Origin of the sequence: Paractinoplanes maris (assembly GCF_023544465.1) — a bacterium.
GTDB classification, from domain to species: Bacteria; Actinomycetota; Actinomycetes; order Mycobacteriales; family Micromonosporaceae; genus Actinoplanes; species Actinoplanes maris.
In genome coordinates this window covers 489,073-510,711 of sequence record NZ_JALPVL010000003.1, presented here as the reverse complement: position 1 = coordinate 510,711, position 21,639 = coordinate 489,073, and the positions used below count along the sequence as shown (strand labels likewise).

24 protein-coding genes are annotated in these 21,639 nt (G+C 70.4%); 15 read left to right on the top strand and 9 right to left on the bottom strand.

The features are described 5' to 3' along the window. The first annotated feature begins 120 nt into the window (after positions 1 to 120). The 3 genes from NAG42_RS11500 to NAG42_RS11490 all read left to right on the top strand — a co-directional run bounded on the left by NAG42_RS11500 (position 121) and on the right by NAG42_RS11490 (position 3,704). A complete protein-coding gene (locus NAG42_RS11500; RefSeq protein ID WP_250030195.1) occupies positions 121 to 462 on the top strand; it encodes a YciI family protein in 342 nt (113 codons plus the stop codon). After that, complete coding sequence (locus NAG42_RS11495; protein ID WP_250030194.1) at positions 459 to 1,619, top strand: RNA polymerase sigma factor; 1,161 nt, start codon at positions 459 to 461, stop codon at positions 1,617 to 1,619. Before NAG42_RS11500 ends, NAG42_RS11495 begins: the two co-directional genes overlap by 4 nt. Positions 1,620 to 1,820: 201 nt before the next feature. Continuing rightward, positions 1,821 to 3,704 carry a pectate lyase-like domain-containing protein gene (locus tag NAG42_RS11490; RefSeq protein WP_250030193.1) on the top strand — a complete coding sequence of 628 codons (1,884 nt, stop codon included), beginning with the start codon at positions 1,821 to 1,823 and terminating at the stop codon, positions 3,702 to 3,704. Between the two features lie 164 nt (positions 3,705 to 3,868). Here the strand turns inward: NAG42_RS11490 and NAG42_RS11485 are convergent, their stop codons facing one another. Beyond that, positions 3,869 to 4,624 carry a serine hydrolase gene (locus tag NAG42_RS11485; RefSeq protein ID WP_250030192.1) on the bottom strand — a complete coding sequence of 252 codons (756 nt, stop codon included), beginning with the start codon at positions 4,622 to 4,624 and terminating at the stop codon, positions 3,869 to 3,871. A 12-nt stretch (positions 4,625 to 4,636) separates the two neighbouring features. Here NAG42_RS11485 and NAG42_RS11480 point away from each other — a divergent pair, with 12 nt between their 5' ends. Beyond that, positions 4,637 to 4,861: a nucleotidyltransferase domain-containing protein gene (locus tag NAG42_RS11480; protein WP_250030191.1), complete on the top strand. Its 225-nt coding sequence runs from the start codon at positions 4,637 to 4,639 to the stop codon at positions 4,859 to 4,861. Between the two features lie 27 nt (positions 4,862 to 4,888). Further along, a complete protein-coding gene (locus tag NAG42_RS11475; RefSeq protein ID WP_250030190.1) occupies positions 4,889 to 5,320 on the top strand; it encodes a hypothetical protein in 432 nt (143 codons plus the stop codon). Here the strand turns inward: NAG42_RS11475 and NAG42_RS11470 are convergent. Continuing rightward, complete coding sequence (locus tag NAG42_RS11470; protein ID WP_250030189.1) at positions 5,298 to 5,570, bottom strand: hypothetical protein; 273 nt, start codon at positions 5,568 to 5,570, stop codon at positions 5,298 to 5,300. The two genes, NAG42_RS11475 and NAG42_RS11470, sit on opposite strands and share 23 nt — an antisense overlap. A gap of 53 nt (positions 5,571 to 5,623) precedes the next feature. On the opposite strand from NAG42_RS11470, the gene NAG42_RS11465 reads away from it, so the two are divergent. Further along, positions 5,624 to 6,727, top strand: coding sequence for an epoxide hydrolase family protein (locus tag NAG42_RS11465; protein ID WP_250030188.1), 1,104 nt, complete (start codon positions 5,624 to 5,626; stop codon positions 6,725 to 6,727). 10 nt (positions 6,728 to 6,737) lie between these two features. Here the strand turns inward: NAG42_RS11465 and NAG42_RS11460 are convergent, their stop codons facing one another. Next, the gene (locus NAG42_RS11460) at positions 6,738 to 7,577 is read right to left on the bottom strand and encodes a substrate-binding domain-containing protein (protein WP_250030187.1); all 840 of its coding nucleotides are present in this window, start codon (positions 7,575 to 7,577) and stop codon (positions 6,738 to 6,740) included. Between the two features lie 560 nt (positions 7,578 to 8,137). On the opposite strand from NAG42_RS11460, the gene NAG42_RS11455 reads away from it, so the two are divergent. Beyond that, positions 8,138 to 8,614, top strand: coding sequence for a DUF6082 family protein (locus NAG42_RS11455; RefSeq protein WP_250030186.1), 477 nt, complete (start codon positions 8,138 to 8,140; stop codon positions 8,612 to 8,614). A gap of 74 nt (positions 8,615 to 8,688) precedes the next feature. Beyond that, positions 8,689 to 9,285 carry a hypothetical protein gene (locus NAG42_RS11450; RefSeq protein WP_250030185.1) on the top strand — a complete coding sequence of 199 codons (597 nt, stop codon included), beginning with the start codon at positions 8,689 to 8,691 and terminating at the stop codon, positions 9,283 to 9,285. Here the strand turns inward: NAG42_RS11450 and NAG42_RS11445 are convergent. After that, on the bottom strand, positions 9,225 to 9,989 hold the full coding sequence (locus NAG42_RS11445) for a GNAT family N-acetyltransferase (RefSeq protein ID WP_250030184.1): 765 nt from the start codon (positions 9,987 to 9,989) through the stop codon (positions 9,225 to 9,227). The genes NAG42_RS11450 and NAG42_RS11445 overlap by 61 nt on opposite strands. 191 nt (positions 9,990 to 10,180) lie before the next feature. On the opposite strand from NAG42_RS11445, the gene NAG42_RS11440 reads away from it, so the two are divergent. Beyond that, positions 10,181 to 10,897 carry a GNAT family N-acetyltransferase gene (locus NAG42_RS11440; RefSeq protein WP_250030183.1) on the top strand — a complete coding sequence of 239 codons (717 nt, stop codon included), beginning with the start codon at positions 10,181 to 10,183 and terminating at the stop codon, positions 10,895 to 10,897. A gap of 3 nt (positions 10,898 to 10,900) precedes the next feature. Here the strand turns inward: NAG42_RS11440 and NAG42_RS11435 are convergent, their stop codons facing one another. Together NAG42_RS11435 and NAG42_RS11430 are read right to left on the bottom strand one after the other, a co-directional pair. Continuing rightward, positions 10,901 to 11,512 carry a hypothetical protein gene (locus NAG42_RS11435; protein ID WP_250030182.1) on the bottom strand — a complete coding sequence of 204 codons (612 nt, stop codon included), beginning with the start codon at positions 11,510 to 11,512 and terminating at the stop codon, positions 10,901 to 10,903. After that, positions 11,509 to 12,198 carry a PD-(D/E)XK nuclease family protein gene (locus NAG42_RS11430; RefSeq protein WP_250030181.1) on the bottom strand — a complete coding sequence of 230 codons (690 nt, stop codon included), beginning with the start codon at positions 12,196 to 12,198 and terminating at the stop codon, positions 11,509 to 11,511. Before NAG42_RS11430 ends, NAG42_RS11435 begins: the two co-directional genes overlap by 4 nt. A gap of 336 nt (positions 12,199 to 12,534) precedes the next feature. Here NAG42_RS11430 and NAG42_RS11425 point away from each other — a divergent pair, with 336 nt between their 5' ends. Further along, a complete protein-coding gene (locus NAG42_RS11425) occupies positions 12,535 to 12,981 on the top strand; it encodes an STAS domain-containing protein (protein ID WP_250030180.1) in 447 nt (148 codons plus the stop codon). Here NAG42_RS11425 and NAG42_RS11420 read toward each other — a convergent pair. After that, on the bottom strand, positions 12,867 to 13,868 hold the full coding sequence (locus NAG42_RS11420) for a nitronate monooxygenase (RefSeq protein WP_250030179.1): 1,002 nt from the start codon (positions 13,866 to 13,868) through the stop codon (positions 12,867 to 12,869). The two genes, NAG42_RS11425 and NAG42_RS11420, sit on opposite strands and share 115 nt — an antisense overlap. Next, complete coding sequence (locus NAG42_RS11415; RefSeq protein WP_250030178.1) at positions 13,861 to 14,448, bottom strand: TetR/AcrR family transcriptional regulator; 588 nt, start codon at positions 14,446 to 14,448, stop codon at positions 13,861 to 13,863. The genes NAG42_RS11420 and NAG42_RS11415 overlap by 8 nt, the downstream gene beginning before the upstream one ends. Before the next feature lie 74 nt (positions 14,449 to 14,522). Here NAG42_RS11415 and NAG42_RS11410 point away from each other — a divergent pair, with 74 nt between their 5' ends. Together NAG42_RS11410 and NAG42_RS11405 are read left to right on the top strand one after the other, a co-directional pair. Then, entirely contained in the window at positions 14,523 to 15,890 is a 1,368-nt protein-coding gene (locus NAG42_RS11410) for a TrpB-like pyridoxal phosphate-dependent enzyme (RefSeq protein WP_250030177.1), read from the top strand. Positions 15,891 to 15,915: 25 nt separating this feature from the next. Next, positions 15,916 to 16,686 carry a hypothetical protein gene (locus NAG42_RS11405; protein ID WP_250030176.1) on the top strand — a complete coding sequence of 257 codons (771 nt, stop codon included), beginning with the start codon at positions 15,916 to 15,918 and terminating at the stop codon, positions 16,684 to 16,686. Positions 16,687 to 16,728: 42 nt separating this feature from the next. On the opposite strand, the gene NAG42_RS11400 is transcribed toward NAG42_RS11405, so the two are convergent. Further along, positions 16,729 to 17,748 (bottom strand): LacI family DNA-binding transcriptional regulator, encoded by a 1,020-nt coding sequence (locus NAG42_RS11400; protein ID WP_250030175.1) that lies wholly within the window; start codon positions 17,746 to 17,748, stop codon positions 16,729 to 16,731. 152 nt (positions 17,749 to 17,900) lie between these two features. On the opposite strand from NAG42_RS11400, the gene NAG42_RS11395 reads away from it, so the two are divergent. Genes NAG42_RS11395 through NAG42_RS11385 form a run of 3 tightly spaced genes read left to right on the top strand, consistent with a single transcriptional unit; the run spans position 17,901 to position 21,633 of the window. Beyond that, entirely contained in the window at positions 17,901 to 19,832 is a 1,932-nt protein-coding gene (locus NAG42_RS11395; protein WP_250030174.1) for a beta-galactosidase, read from the top strand. 2 nt (positions 19,833 to 19,834) lie between these two features. Next, entirely contained in the window at positions 19,835 to 20,761 is a 927-nt protein-coding gene (locus NAG42_RS11390) for a carbohydrate ABC transporter permease (RefSeq protein WP_250030329.1), read from the top strand. Beyond that, the gene (locus NAG42_RS11385; protein WP_250030173.1) at positions 20,758 to 21,633 is read left to right on the top strand and encodes a carbohydrate ABC transporter permease; all 876 of its coding nucleotides are present in this window, start codon (positions 20,758 to 20,760) and stop codon (positions 21,631 to 21,633) included. Before NAG42_RS11390 ends, NAG42_RS11385 begins: the two co-directional genes overlap by 4 nt. Positions 21,634 to 21,639: the final 6 nt, after the last annotated feature.

The following is a 21,639-nucleotide window of genomic DNA, read 5'->3' as shown; positions in this document are numbered from 1 at the left end:
TGCGATCGACTTAAGGTTCACCTCGGCGAACCCGTGCGGGCCGGATCCGCCCGCACTGTCGATTTCGCCGACCGTCGTGCGACGACCGGACGACATCCATGATGTGTCAGGGAGGTACGCGTGAAGTACGCACTGCTGATCTACCAGACCGAGAAGGACTGGGCCGAGGCCGACGAGGAGCAGAGGCGACGGGCCTACGAGGCCCACGGCCGCTTCGCCGCGCTGCTGAAGGAGCGCGACGCCGACCGCGGTGGCGAAGAGCTCGCGTTGTCCGGCACCGCCACGACCATCCGCGCGGGCGGCCTGCTCACCGACGGCCCGTACGCCGAGACCGCCGAGCAGCTGGGCGGCTTCTATCTGGTCGACGCGCGCGATCTCGACGAGGCACTCGAACTCGGCCGCGCCCTGTCGGCGATGGGCGACATCGTCGAGGTGCGGCCGGTCGTGGAGCACCCGGCTTGACGACCGGGGTCGAGGCCGCGTTCCGCGAGCACCGGGGGCCGCTGCTGGCCACCCTGGTCGCCGAGCTGCGCAGCTTCGACCTCGCCGAGGAAGCGCTGCAGGACGCCTTCGCCGCGGCCACCCAGCAGTGGCCGGGCGAGGGCATCCCGCGCCGCCCGGCGGCCTGGCTGCTCTCGGTGGCCCGCCGCCGGGCCGTCGACCGGCGCCGCCGCGACGACACCCTGACCCGCTACCTGCCGCTGCTGATCACACCAGACGGTCGCGGAGCGCCCGACGACTCCCTGCAGCTGCTTTTCGCCTGCTGCCACCCGGCGCTGTCGATCGAGGCGCAAGCCGCACTCACCCTGCGCTTCGTGGCCGGCCTGACCGTGCCCGAGATCGCCCGGCTGTTCCTGGTCGGCGAGGCGACCATGGCGGCCCGCGTCACCCGGGCCAAGCAGAAGATCCGGGCGGCCGGCATCCCGCTCGGTGTGCCGCCGCCCGCCGACCGGCCCGCGCGCGCCGATGGCGTGCTGACCGTGATCTACCTGCTCTTCACCGAGGGCTACCGGTCGTACCGGAACGACGTTGCCGCAGAGGCGATCCGCCTCGGGCGGCTCCTGCCGGAAGGCCTGGTTCACCCCGAGGCGACGGCTCTGCTCGCGCTCATGCTGCTGCAGCACTCCCGTCGGCGGGCCCGGCGCCGGGATGGCCGGCTCGTCCTGCTCGCGGCCCAGGACCGTACGGAATGGAACGTTCTGGAGATCGCCGAAGCGCTGGCCCTGCTCGAGGCGCCCGCACCCGCCGGTCCCTATCGGTTGCAGGCCTTGATCGCCGCTCAGCACGCCGTCGCCGCCCGGGCCGAGGACACCGACTGGCCCGCGATCGCCGCCCTCTACGCGCGCCTGGAGGACCTGACCGGCTCGCCCCTGGTCCGCCTCAACCGGGCCGTGGCCGTCGCCGAGGCCGACGGGGCGGCGGCCGCCCTTCAGCTGCTCGACTTCGAGTTGCCGGGCCACCAGCTTCCCGCCGTCCGCGCCGAGCTGTTGCTCCGCCTCGGCGAGCACGCGGCGGCGGTCCGGGCCTTCGACGCCGCTCTGCGTCACGCCCCGACCGACACGGAGCGTGACCACCTGCGGCGGCGACGAGGAAGCGCTTCCGGTACCGGTACCGAGTGATCGCCGGTACCGGTTCCGGCGACCGAACATCCGTTCCCCGGGGCCATTCGGGCAAGGTGCGTACCGGAACCACGGCGAGATGTCCGATGCCTGTGCGATTGCCGCATCCGGAGTCCCTCCCGGTTCTTGACATGTCGATGCGTCTATTGCTTGCTGTGATCCAGTTTGTTGCTCCCTCGTTAACGGAAGGGACCTTCCCGCATGACGACTAACGCCGGGCGGCCGTCCGGTCGCCGGCATCTGCGACGGATTCTCGCTGTAGCGCTCACCACGGTCACCGTCGGTGCGCTCACCAGCGTCCCCGCCGCCGCAGCTCCCGTCACGGCCTCCGCGGCCACCGTGAATTTCGGCTCCAACGTCACCATCTTCGACCCGAGCATGCCGGTCGCCGACATCCAGGCGAAGCTCGACGCGGCGTACGCGAAGCAGGTCAACGCCGAGATGGGCACCGACCGCTACGCGTTCCTGTTCAAGCCGGGCACCTACGGCACCGACGCGCAGCCGCTGCAGATCAAGGTCGGCTACTACACCGAGGTCTCCGGCCTCGGCGCCTCGCCCGGCGACGTCGTGATCAACGGCAAGGTCGAGGTCTACAACCGATGCCTCGAGAACGGCGGCACGAGCAACTGTCTCGCGCTCGTCAACTTCTGGCGCACGCTGTCCAACCTGTCGATCAAGGTCAACGGTGCCGGCCAGGACGGCTGCCGGGCCGGCGCCAACTTCTGGGCCGTCTCGCAGGCTGTGTCGCTGCGCCGGCTCAACGTCGACGGCGGCTTCACGCTGATGGACTACTGCACCGCCGGTCCGCAGTACGCCAGCGGTGGCTTCATCGCCGACTCGCAGTTCGGCGCGGTCACCAACGGCTCGCAGCAGCAGTGGCTGACCCGTAACAGCAAGGTCGGCAGCTGGTCCAACGCGGTGTGGAACCAGGTCTTCGCCGGCGTCGAGGGCGCGCCGGACGAGTCCGGCTTCCCGGCCACGCCGTACACGACGCTGGCCCAGACCCCGCTCAGCCGGGAGAAGCCGTTCCTGTTCGTGGACAGCAAGGGCAAGTACGCCGTCCGCGTGCCCAGCGCGCACCGCAACACCAGCGGCGTGAGCTGGGACGAGGACATCACGAGGGGCCGGACGATCCCGCTGAGCGACTTCTTCGTCGCGAAGCCGTCCGACCCCGAGTGGCTGATCAACGCGAACCTGCTGCTCGGCAAGAACCTGCTCTTCACGCCGGGCGTCTACAACATCGACCAGACGATCCACGTGCTGCGGCCCAACCAGGTCGTGCTCGGCATCGGCCACGCCACGCTGACCGCGGTCAACGGGGCCACGCCGATCAAGGTCGCCGACGTCCCCGGCGTCGTCGTCGCGGGTGTCACCATCGACGCCGGCACCAAGGAGTCGAAGAACCTGCTCCAGGTCGGCAACAAGAACGGTCTGAAGATCAGCTCGCCGTCGAACCCGACCACGCTGTCGGACGTCTACTTCCGGGTGGGCGGCCCGCACATCGGCAAGGTCGACACGGCGCTCGAGGTGAACAGCGACAACGTGCTGATCGACCACACCTGGGTGTGGCGCGGTGACCACGGCGTCGAGGGCTTCACCGAGGGCGTGAACGGCGACACCCAGCGGTGGCGCACCAACACCGGCCGCTACGGCGCCGTGATCAACGGCGACAACGTGACCGCGACGGGCCTGTTCGTCGAGCACTTCCAGAAGTACAACACCGTCTGGAACGGCGAGAAGGGCACCACCGTGCTCTACCAGAACGAACTGCCCTACGACCCGCCGACCCAGGCCGACTGGATGAACGGCACGGTCAAGGGTTACGCGGGTTACAAGGTCGGAGACAAGGTCAAGAACCACTCCCTGTACGGGGCCGGTGTCTACGTCTTCAACCAGAACAACCCGTCGATCGTGACCGAGAACGGCTTCGAGGTCCCGAATCGCCCCGGTGTGAAGCTGCACCACATCATGACCGTCAACCTCAGCGCCGGCGTGATCAACCACGTCGTCAACGGAGTGGGCGCGGCAGCCGACATGACCAAGGTCGGCGCGCCGGTGTTCGTCACGGATTACCCGGCTCCGTAGGGGCCACAAGCGCGCGGGCCGGGATCCCCTCGGGGGTCCCGGCCCATGCCGTGTCAAACGTAGGGGATGGATGCCTCCTGGCGGGGTAGGCACCCATCCCGTTCGCCATTGTGCTCCCACCCAGCCGTTTCGTCATTGTCCGAACAGACCGGGATGCTGCGGCTTTACGACAGTGCGCGGCCGATTTCACGCATGGCGCGGATGACTTCGGCGGTGTCCTCCGGCCGGAAGTTGGCCAGCACGGCGTACGCCTGATCACCGGCATAACCCACATCGGCGCGGATGCCGTCATCGGTGCCCGTTTTATTCCGTACGGTGGTGGTGTGCGCCAGGGGGTCGGCGTCGAACCCGGACGCGACCATCGACAGGTCGGCGCTCGTCGCCAGCCACCCGTCCATCCGCTCCGACACGGCCGGCGTCAGCAGCTCCCGGCGGGCGATGCGCTCCATCAGGTGAGCAAGCTCGCCGGCGGCGCCGGTCGAGAGCGTCGGCGGGTGGTGGGTTTCGCGCTTCCCCCGTACGCGGTCGAGCAGCGCCGTCTCGTGCAACCCCAGCCTCCCGGCGACGGCCCGCACGGCCGGCAGCCCGACCCGCGCGAGCAGCACGTTGGTCGCGTAGTTGTCACTCACCGCGGCGATCAGCACGGCCAGGTCGGCGACCGGCAGGGCCTCGATCCTCAGGTGCTGCCACAGGCCGGAGTCGGCGACGGCCAGGGCCGGGTCCTTGGTCAGGCGCTCGGCCGGGTCGAGCTCACCCGCCTCGATGCGGCGGGCCGTCTCGATGAGCAACAGCAGCTTGCCGATGCTGGCCGTCCGCAGCCGCCGGCCCGGCTCGTGACCCGCGCGGCCGGGAACGGCGATCGACCAGCGCACCCCCGGCGTGCCCGCGACAATTCCGTCGACAATCTCCTGCAGACCCATACGATCATTGTCGTGGCGACGCTCGACGACCTGATGGCCCGGGCCACGGCGGACGCCGGCGTGCTCGGCGTGGTCCTGACCGGCTCGCACGCCCGCGGACTGACCACCGAGCACTCCGACGTCGATGTCACGGTCGTCGTCACGTCCCCCAGCGAGACTTGGCAGCGGGACCGGGCTCCCGACGTCGACCTCGCCGTCGTGACGGTCGAGCAGTTCGGTGACACCTCGGTCCTGTGACCGCGGTACGGCTTCCGCGGCGCGCGGGTGCTGCTCGACCGCGGGGGCATCGCCGCGCTGGTCGACCGGCAGGCCACACCCACCGCCGAGGAGGCCCGCGAGTGGGCGCGCGAAGGTCTGGACGGGTATGTGAATCAGCTCTACCGCGCGGTGAAGAGCCGCCGCGACGGCCACCCGCCGACGGCCGCCCTGGACGAGCAGGAGAGCGTCGGCTGGCTGCTGACCACCGTGTTCGCCCTGCACGGCCGGCTGCGGCCCTACAACAAATACCTGGCGTGGGAGCTGGCGACCCACCCGCTGCCGCCGCCGTGGAACGACGCGCTGGCTCCCGCCTACGTCGGGACGCACCCGCTGACGCTGTTCCCGATGGTGGCCGGCCTGGCCCGCGAACGAGGCCACGGCGACATCCTCGACAGCTGGGGCCCCGACCTCGACCTCATCCTTCGCTTCGCGGGGTGACGATCGCATACGCCGTCTCGACCGGCCCGCCCTCCAGGTCGACCACGACCTCACCCCGCAGGAACCCGCTGATCCGGACCTCCTCGACCTCGCCGTCGCAGGTGATCTGACCCCGCAGGAAAGGCTGCCGATCGACCTTCACGGCGTACCCGAGGGTCTTGGTGCGATCGCCGTCGGCGCAGGCGGCTTCCATCGCGTACGTCTTGCGCTTGTCCGCGTCGCGCCGGACCGCCAGTTCGATGCGGGGCACGCCGTCGCGAAGAGGGTCAGAAGCTGACCGCAACTCCGCCTAGCGTTCCCGGCATGACTGACATCCGCGAGTTCCGCATCGACATCCCCGACGACGACCTCACCGATCTGCGAGCTCGCCTGTCCCGCACACGCTGGGCCCCGCAATTGCCCGGCGCCGACTGGGAGCGCGGGGTCCCCGTCGCCTTCGTGCGCGAGCTGGCTGACCACTGGGCCACCAAGTATGACTGGCGCGCCGCCGAGGCCGAGCTCAACTCCCACCCGCAGTTCGTCACCGAGATCGACGGCCAGCGCCTCCACTTCCTGCACGTCCGCTCGGGCCGCCCCGGCGCGCTGCCTCTCGTGCTGCTGCACGGCTGGCCCGGCTCGGTCGTCGAGTTCCTCGACGTCATCGGCCCGCTGACCGAGGGGAGCGAGCCGTTCGACCTGGTCATTCCCTCTTTGCCAGGCTTCGGCTTCTCCGGTCCGCCGGCCGGCCCCGGCTGGGACAGCCGCCGGATGGCCACCGCGATCGCCGAGCTGATGGTTCGGCTCGGCTACGACCGGTACGGCGCCCAGGGCGGCGACTTCGGTGCCTTCGTGGCCCCGGACCTCGGCCGCGTCGACCCTGGGCATGTGGTCGGCGTGCACGTCAACGCGGCGACGGTGGGCTTCATCCCGTTCGGCGACGTCGACCCGGACGGCCTCACCGACGCCGAGCTGACCCGGGTGGCGAGCATCAAGCAGTTCACCACCGAGGGCAACGGCTACTTCCAGATCCAGGCCACCCGCCCGCAGACCCTGGCGCACGCGCTCACCGACTCCCCGGCCGGCCAGCTGGCCTGGATCGCCGAGAAGTTCCAGGAGTGGAGCCCCGGCGGCTTTCCCGACCGCGATCGGGTGCTCACCGACGTCTCGATCTACTGGTTCACCCGGACGGCGGGCTCGTCGGCGAACATGTATTACGAGAGCATGCACGGCACCAACTGGCCCACACCCAGCCGCGTGCCGACTGGCGTGGCCAACTTCGCCGGGGACGTGGCCGTCCGTCGGTTCGCCGAGCAGAGCAACACCATCGTGCACTGGTCCGAGTTCGACCAGGGCGGTCACTTCGCCGCGCTCGAGGCCCCCGATCTCCTGGTCGGCGACATCCGTACGTTTTTCCGCGCGCTGCGCTGAGCCCGGCGGCTCACACCCGGATCGCGGCCGCCGACACCGTGCCCCGGGGCATCAGGACCGGATCCAGGCGTACGGATTCCGGGTGGCGCGACGGCGTGCCGAGCTGGTCGAGGAGCAGGCGCAGCGCCTCGCGGCCGACGTCGGCGAACTCCTGGCGGACCGTGGTCAGCGCGGGGTGGGTGTAGCCGGCCTCGGGCACGTCGTCGAAGCCGACCACGCTGACGTCGTCGGGGATGCGGCGGCCGTGCTCGGTCATCGCGCGCATGACTCCCAGCGCGATGTCGTCGTTGGCGGCGAAGACGGCGGTGCAGGACGGGTTGCCGGCCAGCAGCTTGCCGCAGCGGTAGCCCGACGCCGCCGACCAGTCGGCCCGGACCGTCGGTGGGGCGTGCACGCCGGCCTCGGCCAGGGCGGCCCGCCAGCCGGCCTCCCGGGCGCGGCTGCCGTGCCACTGCTCGGGGCCGGCCACGTGCCACACCGTGCGGTGGCCGTTGGCCAGCAGGTGCCGGGTGGCCAGCAACCCGCCCGCGTGCTGGTCGACCGCGACGTTCGAGGTGGCGCAGCCGGGCGGACCGTCCACCGTCACCACCGGCAGACCGGGTGGCACCGCCTCCAGCACTCCGGCGGTGGCGTCGATCGGTGCGATGACGATCAGGCCGGCGATGCCCTGCCCGGTGAACCGGTGCACGAGCCGGCGGGAGGCGGCGACGGAGTCGTACCCGCAGACGTGCCCGATCGTGACGGGCAGGTCGGCGTCGACGCCGGCGTCGCCGATGGCCTTCACCATGCTGGCGGGACCGTAGAGGGTGGTGTTCTGCGCGACCACGCCGATGACCGGACGAGTCCTCATGCTTGTCGTCCTCTGCTCCAGGGGTCCCACGATCCTTGGCCGAACGTGAACGCAAACATGTCTGTTGCGCTCCGGCCCGGTCAAGGCCTTGTTACGTCCTTGTTACCGGCCGAAAATTTCCGCCGTAGCCCTGGCCAACCGTCGGGCCGGCCCATCGGGCCGCCCGCGCGCCCGATTTGGTCAGAAACTGCCATAGCTGAGGTTCGCCGTTTTCGGCGGTGACGGTGACAGAAGGTATGTGGATCGCCGCGGTGGGGCATCGGATCAGGCGTGAACGTCTCGTCCTACGCACGAAGGCCTAAGCATCGTGACCTGCGCATGCACACCTCGGCCGCCCTGACAATACTCCGACCGAGCGACCGGATCACGTGTCTGTCCAGGACGGAATACATCGCAACTGCTGACTTCCGAGCGGTGCCAAACTGCCTTGTCGATGTATTCGCAGGCGTCAGAGCAGTACACGTCAGAGCTATGGGAAACCGTGCCCCCCGATCGTCAGCGCCCTCCCGCCGCGGCCCCCTGACCCGGCCGGAGCGGTGCACTAGGAACTGAGAGTGATGATGACCGATCTACCCACCGTCGTGTCGATTGCCGCGCTCCTCGCCGTCGTGATCGCGCTCGTCGTCCAGCAGCAACAGGCCCGCACCGCCCAGATGGTCGACGTGCGCGAGCGCCACTTCGAGTTGATCAAACTGATGCTCGACCATCCCGAGCTCGACTACAACGCGACCGACCGCCCGACCTCCGACGATCGCAAGACTGCGATCGGGATGAGTCTGTGGATGGCGCACTGGAACACCCTGTGGCACATCGGCAAGCTCGACGAGAAGGCCCTGCGGTTCAACCTCGAGGACCTGTTCCTCAACGCCGAGGCCCGCAGCTGGTGGCGCCGCGTGTCGAGCGCCTGGTCGTCCAAGGGCACCCGCAAGGAGCGCCGCTTCCTGGCCATCGTCAACCAGGAGTGTGAGGCCGCGCGCGCCAAGCCCTCGGTGCCGCGCCGCGAGCCGGTCAAGAGCGGTTCCGGCGTACGGGACTGAAAGCTCAGCTGAGCGGCGGCGGTGCCGATCAAGGGGGTCCCCCGATCGGCACCATCCCCCCGCCGAGGTGCAGTGTGAGCTTGACCCGGTACGCCCTGAGAACCGTCGGCTTCGCCGCGCTCTACCTGCTGGCCACGGTGGCCGGCCAGGCCACGGCGGTGTCCGATTCCGGCGTACGGGTGCTCTGGCCCGCCGCCGTCGCCGGCGCCCTGTGGCTGGTCGCCCAGGGGCGCTACGGCCGGCGCAACCTCGACGTCATCGCGCTCGCCGTGGTCGCCGTGCTCGCCCCGGGCCACGGCGACGGCCTCCTGCACTCGTTCGCGCAGGCGGTGCCCCAGGTCGTCCCGGCTCTGCTGTTCGCCTGGCTGCTCGACCGCTGGGTACCCGGATACTGGCTCGGCCACGGCGACCGGTTCCGCCGTCCCGGCCCCGCCCTGGCCCGGCTGGCCGCGGCCGCCGCACTGTCCGCCCTCGCAGCCGCGGTGCTGCTCCAGATCGTCAGCACCGACCTGGCCGTCGGCGAGGCCGGTTACGTCGTGGTGCGCGACGCGACGGCGCTGATGCTCACCGTGCTCGCCGCCCGGGCCCTGCGCCGCCGGCTCACCCGGGGTCAGGCTCCCGCCGCGAAGACCGTCCAGTTCTCGGCGAGCTCGAAGCCCATCGCCCGATAGAGCGAGAGCCCGTCGGGCGTGGCGTGCAGGAAGGCCGTGCGCGCGCCGGCCGCGTACGCGTCGTGCAGAACCGCGGCGGTCGCCAGCCGTCCGTAGCCCTTGCTCCGGAACGCCGGCGGCACGGCGATGTTGAAGACGCCGACCTGGTCGCCCACCTGAACCCCGAACGCGGTGGCCACCGGCACGCCGTCCACCTCGACCAGGTAGCCGCTCGCACCGGGCAGCGCCAGGACGGCGGGCTCGGCGAAGATCGTGAACAGCGGCTCCGGTGCCTCGAACCCGGCGGCCATGGTCCGCTGGTAGGTCACGCTGTCGGCGTCCGTGATGCGGCGCGCGAAGGGCACCCCGGCCGCGTCGGCGTCGGTCAGGGCGCGGACCAGGAACGGCTGCGACATGCTCCCGGTCAGCCCGTGCTTGCTCGCGATCTCGGCGATCCGCTCGTCGACGTCGTCGCCGCGGACGTGGATCGTCCAGGACACCTCCTGCAGCCGGGGCGAGCCGGCCAGCTCGGCGATCTCGTCCGGTGACGGGTCGAGGGTGACGGCGGCGACACCGTTGAGCGAGGGGAAGGGCGCACCGGTGACGATCTCGGCGGTGCCGCCGGGCATCTCACGGAAATAGCCCCTGCGCTGCGAGCCGGCGAGCAGCTTGAGGGCGCCCAGCCAGGCGCGGGACGCGGTGCCGGCGGCATCAACCAAAGTCACCCCCCAAACGTAGGAGTTCGGACCGCTCACCGGGGGCCGCTATGGGCAGGCTCACTCGTCGTCCGAGCCGCACGCCCGTCCGGCACGTGGCAATCTGACGGCGTCGAACAGAGGGGCAAGCAGATGGACCAGCTGGACGAACCCACCCGGCGGTTGCTCGGCGACCGGGTGTCGCGGATGACGATCCGGGCATGATCGACGACGTACTGGCGGCCAACCGGGCCTATCTGCTCGGCTGGAACGACGGACCGGCGGCCGGCGACATCTACCGCAGCAACGTGCCGCACGCCCCGCTCAACGGCGTGGTGCGTGTTGCCGGTCGTCCGTTCCCCGAGGCGTACGAGGAAGCAGCCGACCGCCTGGCCGGCGTCCCCCGGGTGTGGTGGGTCGGCGCCGACAGCGAGCCCGGCACCGCCGAGGCCCTGCTGGCCCGGGGCGCCGAGCTGATCGCCGCGCACCTGCCGGTCATGGTGGCCGAGGTGGCCGCCGCCTCGGTCGTCCCCGAGCCGTCCGGTGTGCTCATCACCCAGACCCGCGACCTGCCCGAGTTCGTGACGGCCTACTCCGGGGTCTCCCACATCCCGCCCGCGGGGGTGTCTCTGGCCACCGAGCGGGAGAGGGGTTTCGGCCACTCCCTGCTGCGCCTGGCCGCCCGCCAGGCCGACGGCCGGATCGTCGGCACCGCCGAGGCCTGGTTCAGCCACGGCCTGGTCACCCTGTATTTCGTCGGCACCCACCCCGACCACCGCCACCGCGGCATAGGCGCCGCCCTGACCCAGGCCGTCCTCCGCCACGCCGCCGTCCGCGGCATCGGCACCGCCGCCCTCACGTCGACCGCCGTCGCCGTCCCCGTCTACAAACGCCTCGGCTTCCACGAGGTGAGCAGCTACCAGCTCTTCACGTTCTGAGCGTCAGGCGACTCGCAGAACGTCGTCGATGACAGCAGCGCAGGTGTCCCAGCATCGCCAAGCGGACTCGCGCGCCGTTTCCAAAATGGCCAATTCGTCGAGTGCGTCGCCCTCTTGGAGAACCCACCGCCACACCGGGAAGGACTCCGATTCCGCCAGCCACGGATGGCCCAGCGCCTCGCGTAACCGGGGAGCCCGCTCACTCAGGTATTTCGCCACGCGCTTGTCACGACGGTCCCGGTCACCGACGCGGACACCGACGTACATCGTGAACTCGCCACGCTTGTCGATCGGCGGGTTGTGCCATTCGATCACGATCGCCGCGGGTGCCTCACCTTCACCGTCGGAGGGCCGCCACGTGCGCCGGGCCAGGACAACGCGCGGTTTCCTGGGATTGGTGAGGTCGTCGGCGCGGACGTCGATACCCGTATCGCCCCGTGCCAGCACGTCCTGAGCAATGGTGTCGACCATACTCAACGACAACTCGTGCAATTCCTTGTTGGCATCACTGCGAATCCTGGCCCACGTCTCGATCGCCTTGTAGTTGTCGAGATAGAAACGGACACGGTCGTCGTGGATCCGACGAAGTTCCGGACCTTCGGGCTCGAGGGTCATGGGTGGGAAAGCCTCCGTCCGATCAGGGCATGAAGTGTCCGCCGATATTCCTGAACGGCCGTCGCCGCCCCGGGCCGGCCCTCGACCGCCTTTTCCAGCAGCTGCGAGATCTCCGACCACGAGAGGCACTGCCAGGCCCGTCTGGCCGGCTCTGTCGTGGCGGTGAGGGGTGGCCGGCCCGACAGGGTGAGGAAGACGAAACGAGGCTGCGGCTCGGTTCGCCAGTCCTCGTAGAGCCGCTGGCACTGATCGGGCATCTCACCCGCGTCGATTTTCAGCTCGGCGACCACGGTCCAGCCGTTGCCCCGGATCACCACGTCGGCCCGCGACCTCTCGCGGGTGATCTCCGTGGCCGCCTCGGCGTCGTGGAGCAGGTCGGTTACTCCACCGGTCGCGCCGAGCAGCTGTTCGAGGAAGGCCGCACCCAGCGCATGACTGCCCGCCGGATCACACAGCCACCTGAGGACGGCGCTGTGCGCGAGCTCGCGGCGGTGGACGCCCGCGACACTCATCAGGTCGGCCGGCCCCCTCGTCCAGCGGCCCATCCGGGTCAGCCGATCCTGTTCCGCCCGCATCGCGGTGAGCTGCTCGTCCCACGCGGCGACGTCGCCCCGGCCGGTCGCGCCTATCCGTTCCCACGTCCTCGCCATCACGGCGAAGGTCTCGGCCCACTCCTCGGTCAGCACATCCCCGTCCTCGCTCCGGATCGAGCCAGGCTAGGGGAGCGGCCCGCACTCTTGCCTCCTCCGAACGAACGAGCCGGCTCGACTGGGTGCTCGACAACCAGTGCGGGGCCGCGGTGGTGAAGGCCGCCGGACGCCCGCCTGTGACGCTGATGACGTGGCGGCTGGTGAGTCTGTTCCTCGAAACCGCGTGCTGCCTGGTCAACCACGTCCTGGTGGGGCGTACGGGCACCGATCGGCGGGCGGGCGGGAAACGGAGTCACACATCCACGTGATGTGTCACAGCGGGAAGCCGAGGACGGTCGTCATGTCAGGAGTTGTCGCGAGGGGGAGACGCAGATGCTCAAGCACATCGGGACCACCACCGCAGCCAAGACCGCGCCGGGCTGGCCGCTGGAGATCACCGCGATGGCCGGCCCGCCGGGGGCGCGGGTGACCGGCGAGGTCGATCTGGGCACGCTGCCGATCTTCGACCTGGCGCTGGAACTGCTGGCCGGCTGTTCCAGCGACGTCGTCATCGACCTGGCCGGCGTGACCTTCCTCGACATCGGCGGGGCCCGGGCTCTGGCCGAGGCGACGCGACAGGTCCGCGACTCGGGCCGCCGCCTGTGGATGCGGAGCCCGTCACCTCAGGTGCGCCGGATGATCGACCTACTCGGGTGGGCCGCCCTCTACGACTGGGAGCCGGGCATCAGCCGGGCCACCAGCGCGGCCGTCGTGCCGCTGCGGGCCGAGCGGAAGCCGGTGCCCGCCCAGAGGTTGATGCCGTCGGCGTCGGCGGCCTGAGCCGCGGCGGCCCGGATCGGTGCCGTGAGGTGGTGCACGGCCGGATAGCCGATCGGGGCGGCCGCCGTGTAGGTGTCGGTGAACCGGTTGCGCAACGCCCGCGCCGGCTGCCCGGTGAAGGCCCGCGTCACCACCGTCCCGGTCGCCCGCCCGGCCGTCATGAAGTCGCGTTGTGCCGGACGGGTGCCGGCCTCGTCGGCCAGCAGGAACGCGGTGCCGCACTGCACGGCGATCGCGCCCGCGGCGAGCAGCCGTTCGACGTCCGCGGCGCCGGCGACACCACCGGCCGCGACGACCGGCACCTCCGACTTCACCGCGGCCAGCACGTCCAGGGTCGTCGTGTCGCCCACGAACGTCGCCGGGCTGGTGGTCGCCGAGTGGCCGCCGGCCGGCCCGCCCTGCGCGATCAGCGCGTCGGCGCCGGCCGCGACGCCGCGCCGGGCCTCGCCGGCCGACGTCACGGTGATCAGCACGCGCGAGCCGGCCTGCCGCAGCGCGCTCACCACGGCCCGGTCGGGCACCCCGAACGTGAAGCTGACGAGCGGGACCGCGTACGCGATGGCCAGCTCCACCTTGGCCGCGAAGTGGTCGTCGTCAGTCAGCCGCAGCGCCGGCAGCTCGACGCCGTAGCGGGCGGCCTCGGGCTGCAGCAACTCGCGGTAGCGCACCACCGCGTCGACGTCGCCCGGCGGCGGCCCGGGCACAAAGATGTTCAACCCGTACGCCCCGCCGACCGCCCGGAGTTCGTCCTCCACCGCCTGCGGCGTCTTGTATCCGGCGGCCAGGAACCCGGTCGCCCCCGCCGCGCCGGCCGCGTCGACCAACGCCGGCGTCGACGGCCCACCGGCCATCGGCGCCACCACGACCGGCCGGATCAGCTCACGCATCCGAGCGGACCACCGCGCTGATCAGATCGGACAGCGGCCCGAGCAGATCCTGCTCGGTCGCCGAGGCCAGCGGCTCGAGCGGCGTCTTGGAGCGCAGCATGGCGATGCCGAGCGAGGCGGCGATGGCGATCTGGGCGCGCAGCAGCAGCTTGTCGTCGCCCTCGGTCCAACCGGCCAGGCCGGCCAGGTTCTCGGCGTAGCTGCGCAGGATGCCGATCCGGATCTCGTCGGCGCGGGTGTCTCCCGAGGAGCGCAGCAGCAGGACGAGCTGGCGCGGGATGCCGTCGGAGTCGATGCCGGCCGCCTGCTCGGCGATCCGCCGTGGCACCTCGGCCAGCGTGGCGCTCCCGGCCGCGCGGCGCATCTCGTCGACCGCGGTGGTCAGGCACGCCTCGAAGAGGCCCTCCTTGGAGCGGAAGTAGCGGCTGATCAGTGCGACATTCACCCCGGCGTCGTCGGCGATGTCGCGGACGGTCGTGGCCGCGTACCCATCCTGGGCGAACCGGACGCGGGCGGCGTCGAGCAGCAGCTGCCGGGTGCGCGCGGCGTCCCGGCGGCGGGCCGGTGCGGGGCTGGTCACCCGATCAGCGTACCGGCCGCCGAACGGCTTGTAAGCGTCTGTTGACTGAGCGGCACCTGCGGCATGATCGGGCCATGAGCGACGATGCCACAAAGATCCTGCTGTCCGAATCGGAGATGCCGACCAGCTGGTACAACATCGTGCCCGACCTGCCCAGCCCGCCGCCGCCCGTGCTGCACCCGGGGACGCTGCAACCGATCGGGCCGGACGATCTGGCGCCGCTGTTCCCGATGGCGCTGATCGAGCAGGAGGTGACGACCGAGCGGTACGTCACGATCCCGCCCGAGGTGCTCGAGGTCTACCGGCTGTGGCGGCCGTCGCCGCTCTTTCGCGCGCACCGCCTCGAGAAGGCGCTCGGCACACCGGCCAAGATCTACTACAAGTACGAGGGTGTCTCGCCGGCCGGTTCGCACAAGCCCAACACCGCGGTCCCGCAGGCCTACTACAACGCCTCGGCCGGCATCCGGCGGCTCACCACCGAGACCGGCGCCGGCCAGTGGGGCACGGCGCTGGCCTTCGCGGCGGCCCAGTTCGGCCTCGCGTGCGAGATCTGGCAGGTGCGGGCCTCGTACGACCAGAAGCCGTACCGCAAACTGATGATCGAGACCTTCGGCGGCACGATCCACCCGTCGCCCTCCGAGCTGACCGAGGCCGGCCGCCGGATCCTGGCCGCGGACCCGGACTCGCCCGGCTCACTGGGCATCGCGATCAGCGAGGCCGTCGAGGTCGCCGCGCAGCACCCGGACACCAATTATGCGCTCGGCAGTGTGCTCAACCACGTGCTGCTGCACCAGACCGTCATCGGCGAGGAGGCGTTGCTCCAGCTGGCCAAGGTGGACGCCGTGCCGGACGTCATCGTCGGCTGCACCGGGGGCGGCTCCAACTTCGCCGGCCTGGCGTTCCCGTTCCTGCGCGAGAAGATGGCCGGCCGGATGTCGCCGGTGATCCGCGCGGTCGAGCCGGCCTCGTGCCCGTCGCTGACCAAGGGCGTCTACGCGTACGACTTCGGGGACACCGCCGGGATGACCCCGCTGATGAAGATGCACACGCTGGGCCACGACTTCATCCCCGACCCGATCCACGCGGGTGGCCTGCGCTACCACGGCATGGCCCCGCTGATCTCGCACGTTTACGAGCTCGGGCTGATGGAGGCCGTGGCCAAGTCGCAGCGGGAGTGCTTCGAGGCCGGCGTCGCCTTCGCCCGCTCCGAGGGCATCATCCCGGCGCCGGAGCCGACCCACGCGCTGGCCGGCTGCATCGAGGAGGCGTTGCGCTGCAAGGAGACCGGCGAGGAGAAGGTGATCCTGACGGCGTTGTGCGGGCACGGACATCTGGACCTTCCCGCGTACGGGAAATTCCTGTCCGGTGAGATGACGGACCACGAGCTGTCCGGCGACGGGGTGCGGGCCGCCCTGACGAGGCTGCCCGCGGTGCCGGCCTAGGACGGGGCGCGGATAGAGTCGATCGGTGTCCCAAGGTCCCCGGAGCCTGAGCGCACACCGCATGGCCCTGGCGCTGGCCCTGGTGGCGGCGGCACCACCCCTGGTCATCCACAACGGCTGGCCGGGGCTGGTGGTCGCCGTGATCGGCGTTCTCTACGCCGCCTACCTGCTGCTCGGCAAGCGTCTGCCGCGGCGTCGCCCGGCCCGGGGGGAGAGACCGAGCGCCGTGCTGTCGCAGTGTGCCCGTCTGCTCGGCGAGAGGCTGGCCGAGGACGGATTCACGAAGGACCGGTACGTCTTCCGCCGTTACAACACGGCCGGGGACGCCCTGATCATCGATTTCCACCCGCTCCCGGCCCTGTCGGAGGGGGAGACGCGGTTCGCCGTCCACGTGGGGTTCCTGCTCGCGCCCTACTGGGAGTGGGAGAAGCACAAGTACGGATACCCGCCGGACAAGCGCCCGGACATGTCGCACGTCAACTGGGTGCTGCCGGTGAACCCGGTCGACTGGTCGGAGGACGCGCCGTCCCGCCACGACGAGTGGGTGATCACCGACGACGCGGCGGCGGTGGCCGGGCGCATCCACGAGCGGTTGCCGTCCCTCGACCTGTGGCTCGACCGTGAGCTGGTGTGGCGGTCGGCCATGGGCGCCTCGACCGAGCTCGGCGTCATGTCGGAGCCGATGAAGCTGTGGTTGCTCGCCGAGCGGGGCCAGTCCGACGAGCTGCGCGAGTTGCTCGACGACGAGGAGGTCGACCGCGAGATCTGGGAGTGGGCCAAACGCCAGGCCGAGTGACAGCGCCGAGTGACAGCGCCGAGTGACAGCGCCGAGTGGGGGTCAGGCTGAGTGGCGCCAGACCACGGGGGAGTCGAGCACCACGCTCAGCTCCACCGGCTCGGCCCCGGCGATCTGACGCAGCACCAGCTCGGCCGCGTTCCGCCCGACCTCGCGGGCCGGCTGGTGCACGGTGGACAGCGGCGGTTGCGTGCGCAGCGCCCACGAGCTGTCGTCGAAGCCGACCAGTCCCACGTCCTCCGGCACCCGCCGACCGGCCTCGCGCAGCGTCTCCAGCGCCCCGGCCGCCACCGCGTCGGACGCCGCGAACACCCCGTCGATGGCCGGCTCCCGGTCGAGCAGCGCCCGCATGCCCTTGACGCCGTAGGAGTAGTCGTAGAGCGGCACGTCGGCCACCAGTTGCGGGTCGAACCGCTCGCCCAGTGCCTCCTGGAACCCGGTCAGCCGGTCGGCCCCGGAGTCCCGGTCGAGCGCCGCCGCGATCATGCCGATCCGCCGCCGCCCGGTCTCCATCAGGCGCCGGGTGACGGCCCGGGCCGAGCCGAGGTTGTCGATGCCCACATACGGGATGTGCCGCGCCAGATCCGGCGGGTGACCGACGAAGGTGGCCGGCAGCCCGAGCTCGGCGATCACCCGGATGATCGGGTCGTGCGACCGCGCCGACACGATGATCGCCCCGTCGACGAACCCGCCGCTCAGATAGCGCCCGACCCGCTGCATGTCCCGGTCGGAGTCGATGACCAGGCTGACCATCTGGTGGTCGGCCAGCGACAACGCCGAGTTGGCGCCCAGCATGATGGCCCCGATGTTCGGGTCCTCCAGCAGCAGCGAATGCGGCTCCAGGGTCAGGAAGCCCACGGCCTGTGACCGCTGCCGGGCCAGGTTGCTGGCCGCGCGGTTGGGCACGTAGCCGACCTCGGCGATGGCCGTCTCGATGGCCGTGCGCGCGTCGGCCGACACGTAACCGCCGTTGAGCACCCGGTTGACAGTGCCCCGCGAGACGCCGGCCGCCGCGGCCACGTCGTGCACGGTGGCGCGGCGCGCTTTCCTGGGCCCGGTCACGGCAACACTGTAACGGCTCCCGATCTCCGGTTCGACATTCGCTATTGACCGCTCACCAGCGACGACCCTAGTGTGTGCCCGTTCACACAATCGACATCGGCGGTTGCTTGCGCCGAAATGTGTGCACGTGCACACACGATGAAGGGGGACAGATGCCGCGGCTGGGCTGCGACTACAACTTCGAGCAGTGGCCGCCCGAGGTGTGGGTCGAGGACATGGCGCTCATGCGCCGGGCCGGCGTCGGCCTCGTGGCGGTCAACGTGTTCGGCTGGTCGGAGCTCGAAGCGCGGCCGGGGGAGTACGACTTCACCGCGCTCGACCGCGTCGTCGAGTTGCTGCACGAGGCCGGCATCAAGCTCAACCTGGGCACCGGCACGGCGAGTGCGCCGCCGTGGCTGACCCGCCGGCACCCTGAGGTGCTGCCGGTGACCGCCGACGGCACCACCCGCTTCCCGGGTGGCCGCCAGGCCTGGTGCCCCAGCTCACCGGTCTTCCGCGAGCACGCGCTCCGCCTGGTCGAGCAGGTCGCCGCCCGTTACGGCAACCACCCGGCCCTCGACCTCTGGCACGTCTCCAACGAGCTCGGCTGCCACAACGCCCTCTGCTACTGCGAGGCCAGCGCGGCCGCCTTCCGCGGCTGGCTCGAGCAGCGGTACGGCACCGTCGAGGCGCTCAACAAGGCCTGGGGCACCGCTTTCTGGAGCCAGCGCTACGCCGCCTTCGACGAGATCCAGCCGCCCCGCGCCGCCCTGTCGGTGCGCAACCCGGCCCAGCTCGTCGACTTCCAGCGCTTCTCGTCGGACGCGCTGCTCGACCACTACCGCGCCGAGGCGCAGGTGATCCGGCGCCACTCGGCGATCCCGATCACCACCAACTTCATGGTGACCGCGCACATCCGCAACCAGGACTACTGGTCGTGGGCGGCCGACATGGACGTGATCGCCAACGACCACTACCTCGACCACCGCCTGCCCGACCCGGTGGCCGAGCTGTCGTTCGCCGCCGACCTGACCCGCGGCCTGGCCGGCGGACGCCCCTGGATGCTCATGGAGACCTCGACCGGCGCGGTCAACTGGCAGCCCTACAACCTGGCCAAGGAGCCCGGTCAGCTGCTGCGCAACGCGTTGACCCACGTGGCCCGCGGCGCCGACGCCATCTGCTTCTTCCAGTGGCGGGCCTCGGCTCAGGGCGCCGAGAAGTTCCACTCGGCGATGATTCCGCACGCCGGCGCGGACAGCGCGGTCTGGCGCGACGTGCTCGAGCTGTCGGCAACGCTGGGGAAACTGGGCGAGGTCGACGGCACGACGGTCGCGGCCGACATCGCGCTCGTCTTCAGCTGGGAGTCGTGGTGGGCCACCGACACCGAGGCCCGCCCATCGCAGGATCTGCGCTACCTGGACCAGGTGCACGCCGCCTACCGCGCGCTGCGGGAACTCGGCGTCACCGCCGACATCGTCGCTCCCGGCACCGACCTCAGCCGCTACCGCGCGGTAGTCGTCCCCTGCCTGCACATGGTCTCCGACCAGGAGGCGGCCGCCGTGACGAACTACGTCGAGAGCGGTGGCCGCGCCGTCATCACGTTCTACAGCGGCATCGTCGACCCCGACGACCGCGTACGCCTGGGTGGCTATCCGGGCGCGTTCCGCGAGCTGCTCGGCGTGGTCAGCGAGGAGTTCGCCCCACTGCTGCCCGGAGCCTCGGTCCCGCTGGCCGACGGCGGCGAGGCCACTCTCTGGACCGAGCGGCTGCGCCTGACCACAGCCACGACCGAGCTGGCGTACGCGGACGGGCGCCCCGCGGTGACCCGCAACGAGTTCGGAGCGGGCGAGGCCTGGTACGTGTCCACAGGACTCGACACTCCCGCGCTCCGAGACGTCTTCGAGCGCGCGACGGCGCACTCGGGTGCTGAACCTGCGCCGGACACCGAAGTCGTTCGGCGGGGGCCGTTCGTCTTCGTGATCAATCACGGAAGCAAAGACATCGACCACCCGATCACCGGCCACGAGCTGGTGACCGGCCAGACGGTCACCGGTTCGGTCACCGTGCCCGGCGGCACGGTCCGAGTCGTACGGGAAGAGGCGTGACCATGACCCAGGCGACCATCGTCGACGTGCCGGAAGGCACGGAGGCGCCACCCCGCAGGAGCGGAGCCGTCCGGTATGGGAGGGCGGTGCCCTTCTTCGTCGTACCGTTCGGGCTGCTGTTCGTTCTGTTCTACCTGCTGCCGATCGGGTACGCGATCGTACAGTCGCTCTACACCGTCGAGCGCACCGGTACGTTCGGGCCGGCCCGCGAGGTCTTCGGCGGGCTCGTGCAATACGGGCGGGTCTTCCAGGACGGCCCGTTCTGGAGCTCGATCGGCCGGGTGCTGGTCTTCGGCGTCGTCCAGGTGCCGGTCATGCTCGGCCTGGCCCTGCTGCTGGCCCTGCTGCTCGACTCGGGCCTGGTCAAGGGGCGCCGGTTCTTCCGGCTGGCCTTCTTCGTCCCGTACGCGATCCCGGGTGTCATCGCCGCGATCATGTGGGGCTTTCTCTACTCGCCCAACCTGTCCCCGCTCAAGCCGGTGACCAGCGCCATCGACTTCCTGTCGGCCGACTTCGTGCTCTGGGCCATCGCCAACGTCGTGACCTGGGTCTACGTCGGCTACAACATGCTGATCATCTATTCCTCGCTGCTGGCCATCCCGGCCGAGGTCTACGAGGCGGCCCGGATCGACGGCGCCGGACCGATCCGGATCGCCTGGTCCGTCAAGATCCCGCTGGTGATGCCGGCGATCGTGCTCACGACCGTCTTCTCCATCATCGGCACGCTGCAGTTGCTGGCCGAACCTCAGGTCTTCCGCAGCTTCAGCTCGGCGGTGTCCAGCACCTACACACCCAACCTGACGGTCTATTCGACGTCGTCCGTCCCGAACTTCAACCTCGCCGCCGCCTTCTCGGTCGTGCTGGCCCTGGCCACGTTCGTCCTGTCCTTCGCCTTCCTCAGGTTCACGCAGCGAAAGGGTGCCCGATGAGCGTCCTCGCGCCGGAAAACACCAAGGGCAAAGTCCGGGAGAGCCTGTTTTCCCGTACGGGCGCCATGCTCATCATGGCCGTCGGCACGGTCTACTTCCTGACGCCGATCTGGTGGCTGTTCGTCGGCGCCAGCAAGAGCTCCGAGGAGTTCACCAGCACCAACCCGCTCTGGTTCGCCGACTTCGACCTGTTCACCAACATCGGTGACCTGTTCGCCTACCGCGACGGCGTGTTCCTGCGCTGGATGCTCAACAGCGTCCTCTACACCGGCGGGGCCGCGCTGCTGGGCACCCTGATCGCCGCGATGTGCGGTTACGCGCTGGCCAAGTACCAGTTCCGCGGGCGCGAGCTGCTCTTCAACGTGGTGCTCAGCGGCGTGCTCGTCCCGGCCACCGCGCTCGCCCTGCCGCTGTTCCTCATCTTCAGCAAGGTCGAGATGACCAACACGTTCTGGTCGGTCTTCCTGCCCAGCCTGGTCAACCCGTTCGGCGTCTATCTGGCCCGCATCTATGCCACCGCGAGCGTGCCCGACGACCTGCTCGAGGCGGCCCGGATCGACGGCTCGGGCGAGATCCGGACGTTCTTCAAGGTCTCGACCCGGCTGATGACGCCGGCCCTGGTCACGATCTTCCTGTTCCACTTCGTCGCCGTCTGGAACAACTTCCTGCTGCCGCTCATCATGCTCAGCGACGAGCGGCTGTTCCCGGTGACGCTCGGCCTCTACTCCTGGAACACCCAGGTCAACCAGATCCCCGAGCTGCGCGGTCTGGTGATCATCGGTGCCCTGCTCTCGATCACCCCCCTGGTGATCGCGTTCCTTTTCCTCCAACGGTTCTGGCGTAACGGCCTCGGTGCCGGCGCCGTCAAGTAAAGGAAG

Excerpts from the sequence above, each read along its gene's own strand:
- NAG42_RS11490 (WP_250030193.1), top strand. The coding sequence starts at position 1,821 with ATGACGACTAACGCCGGGCGGCCGTCCGGTCGCCGGCATCTGCGACGG.
- NAG42_RS11485 (WP_250030192.1), bottom strand. The coding sequence starts at position 4,624 with ATGGGTCTGCAGGAGATTGTCGACGGAATTGTCGCGGGCACGCCGGGG.
- NAG42_RS11465 (WP_250030188.1), top strand. The coding sequence starts at position 5,624 with ATGACTGACATCCGCGAGTTCCGCATCGACATCCCCGACGACGACCTC.
- NAG42_RS11460 (WP_250030187.1), bottom strand. The coding sequence starts at position 7,577 with ATGAGGACTCGTCCGGTCATCGGCGTGGTCGCGCAGAACACCACCCTC.
- NAG42_RS11455 (WP_250030186.1), top strand. The coding sequence starts at position 8,138 with ATGACCGATCTACCCACCGTCGTGTCGATTGCCGCGCTCCTCGCCGTC.
- NAG42_RS11440 (WP_250030183.1), top strand. The coding sequence starts at position 10,181 with ATGATCGACGACGTACTGGCGGCCAACCGGGCCTATCTGCTCGGCTGG.
- NAG42_RS11435 (WP_250030182.1), bottom strand. The coding sequence starts at position 11,512 with ATGACCCTCGAGCCCGAAGGTCCGGAACTTCGTCGGATCCACGACGAC.
- NAG42_RS11425 (WP_250030180.1), top strand. The coding sequence starts at position 12,535 with ATGCTCAAGCACATCGGGACCACCACCGCAGCCAAGACCGCGCCGGGC.
- NAG42_RS11420 (WP_250030179.1), bottom strand. The coding sequence starts at position 13,868 with ATGCGTGAGCTGATCCGGCCGGTCGTGGTGGCGCCGATGGCCGGTGGG.
- NAG42_RS11410 (WP_250030177.1), top strand. The coding sequence starts at position 14,523 with ATGAGCGACGATGCCACAAAGATCCTGCTGTCCGAATCGGAGATGCCG.
- NAG42_RS11395 (WP_250030174.1), top strand. The coding sequence starts at position 17,901 with ATGCCGCGGCTGGGCTGCGACTACAACTTCGAGCAGTGGCCGCCCGAG.
- NAG42_RS11390 (WP_250030329.1), top strand. The coding sequence starts at position 19,835 with ATGACCCAGGCGACCATCGTCGACGTGCCGGAAGGCACGGAGGCGCCA.
- NAG42_RS11385 (WP_250030173.1), top strand. The coding sequence starts at position 20,758 with ATGAGCGTCCTCGCGCCGGAAAACACCAAGGGCAAAGTCCGGGAGAGC.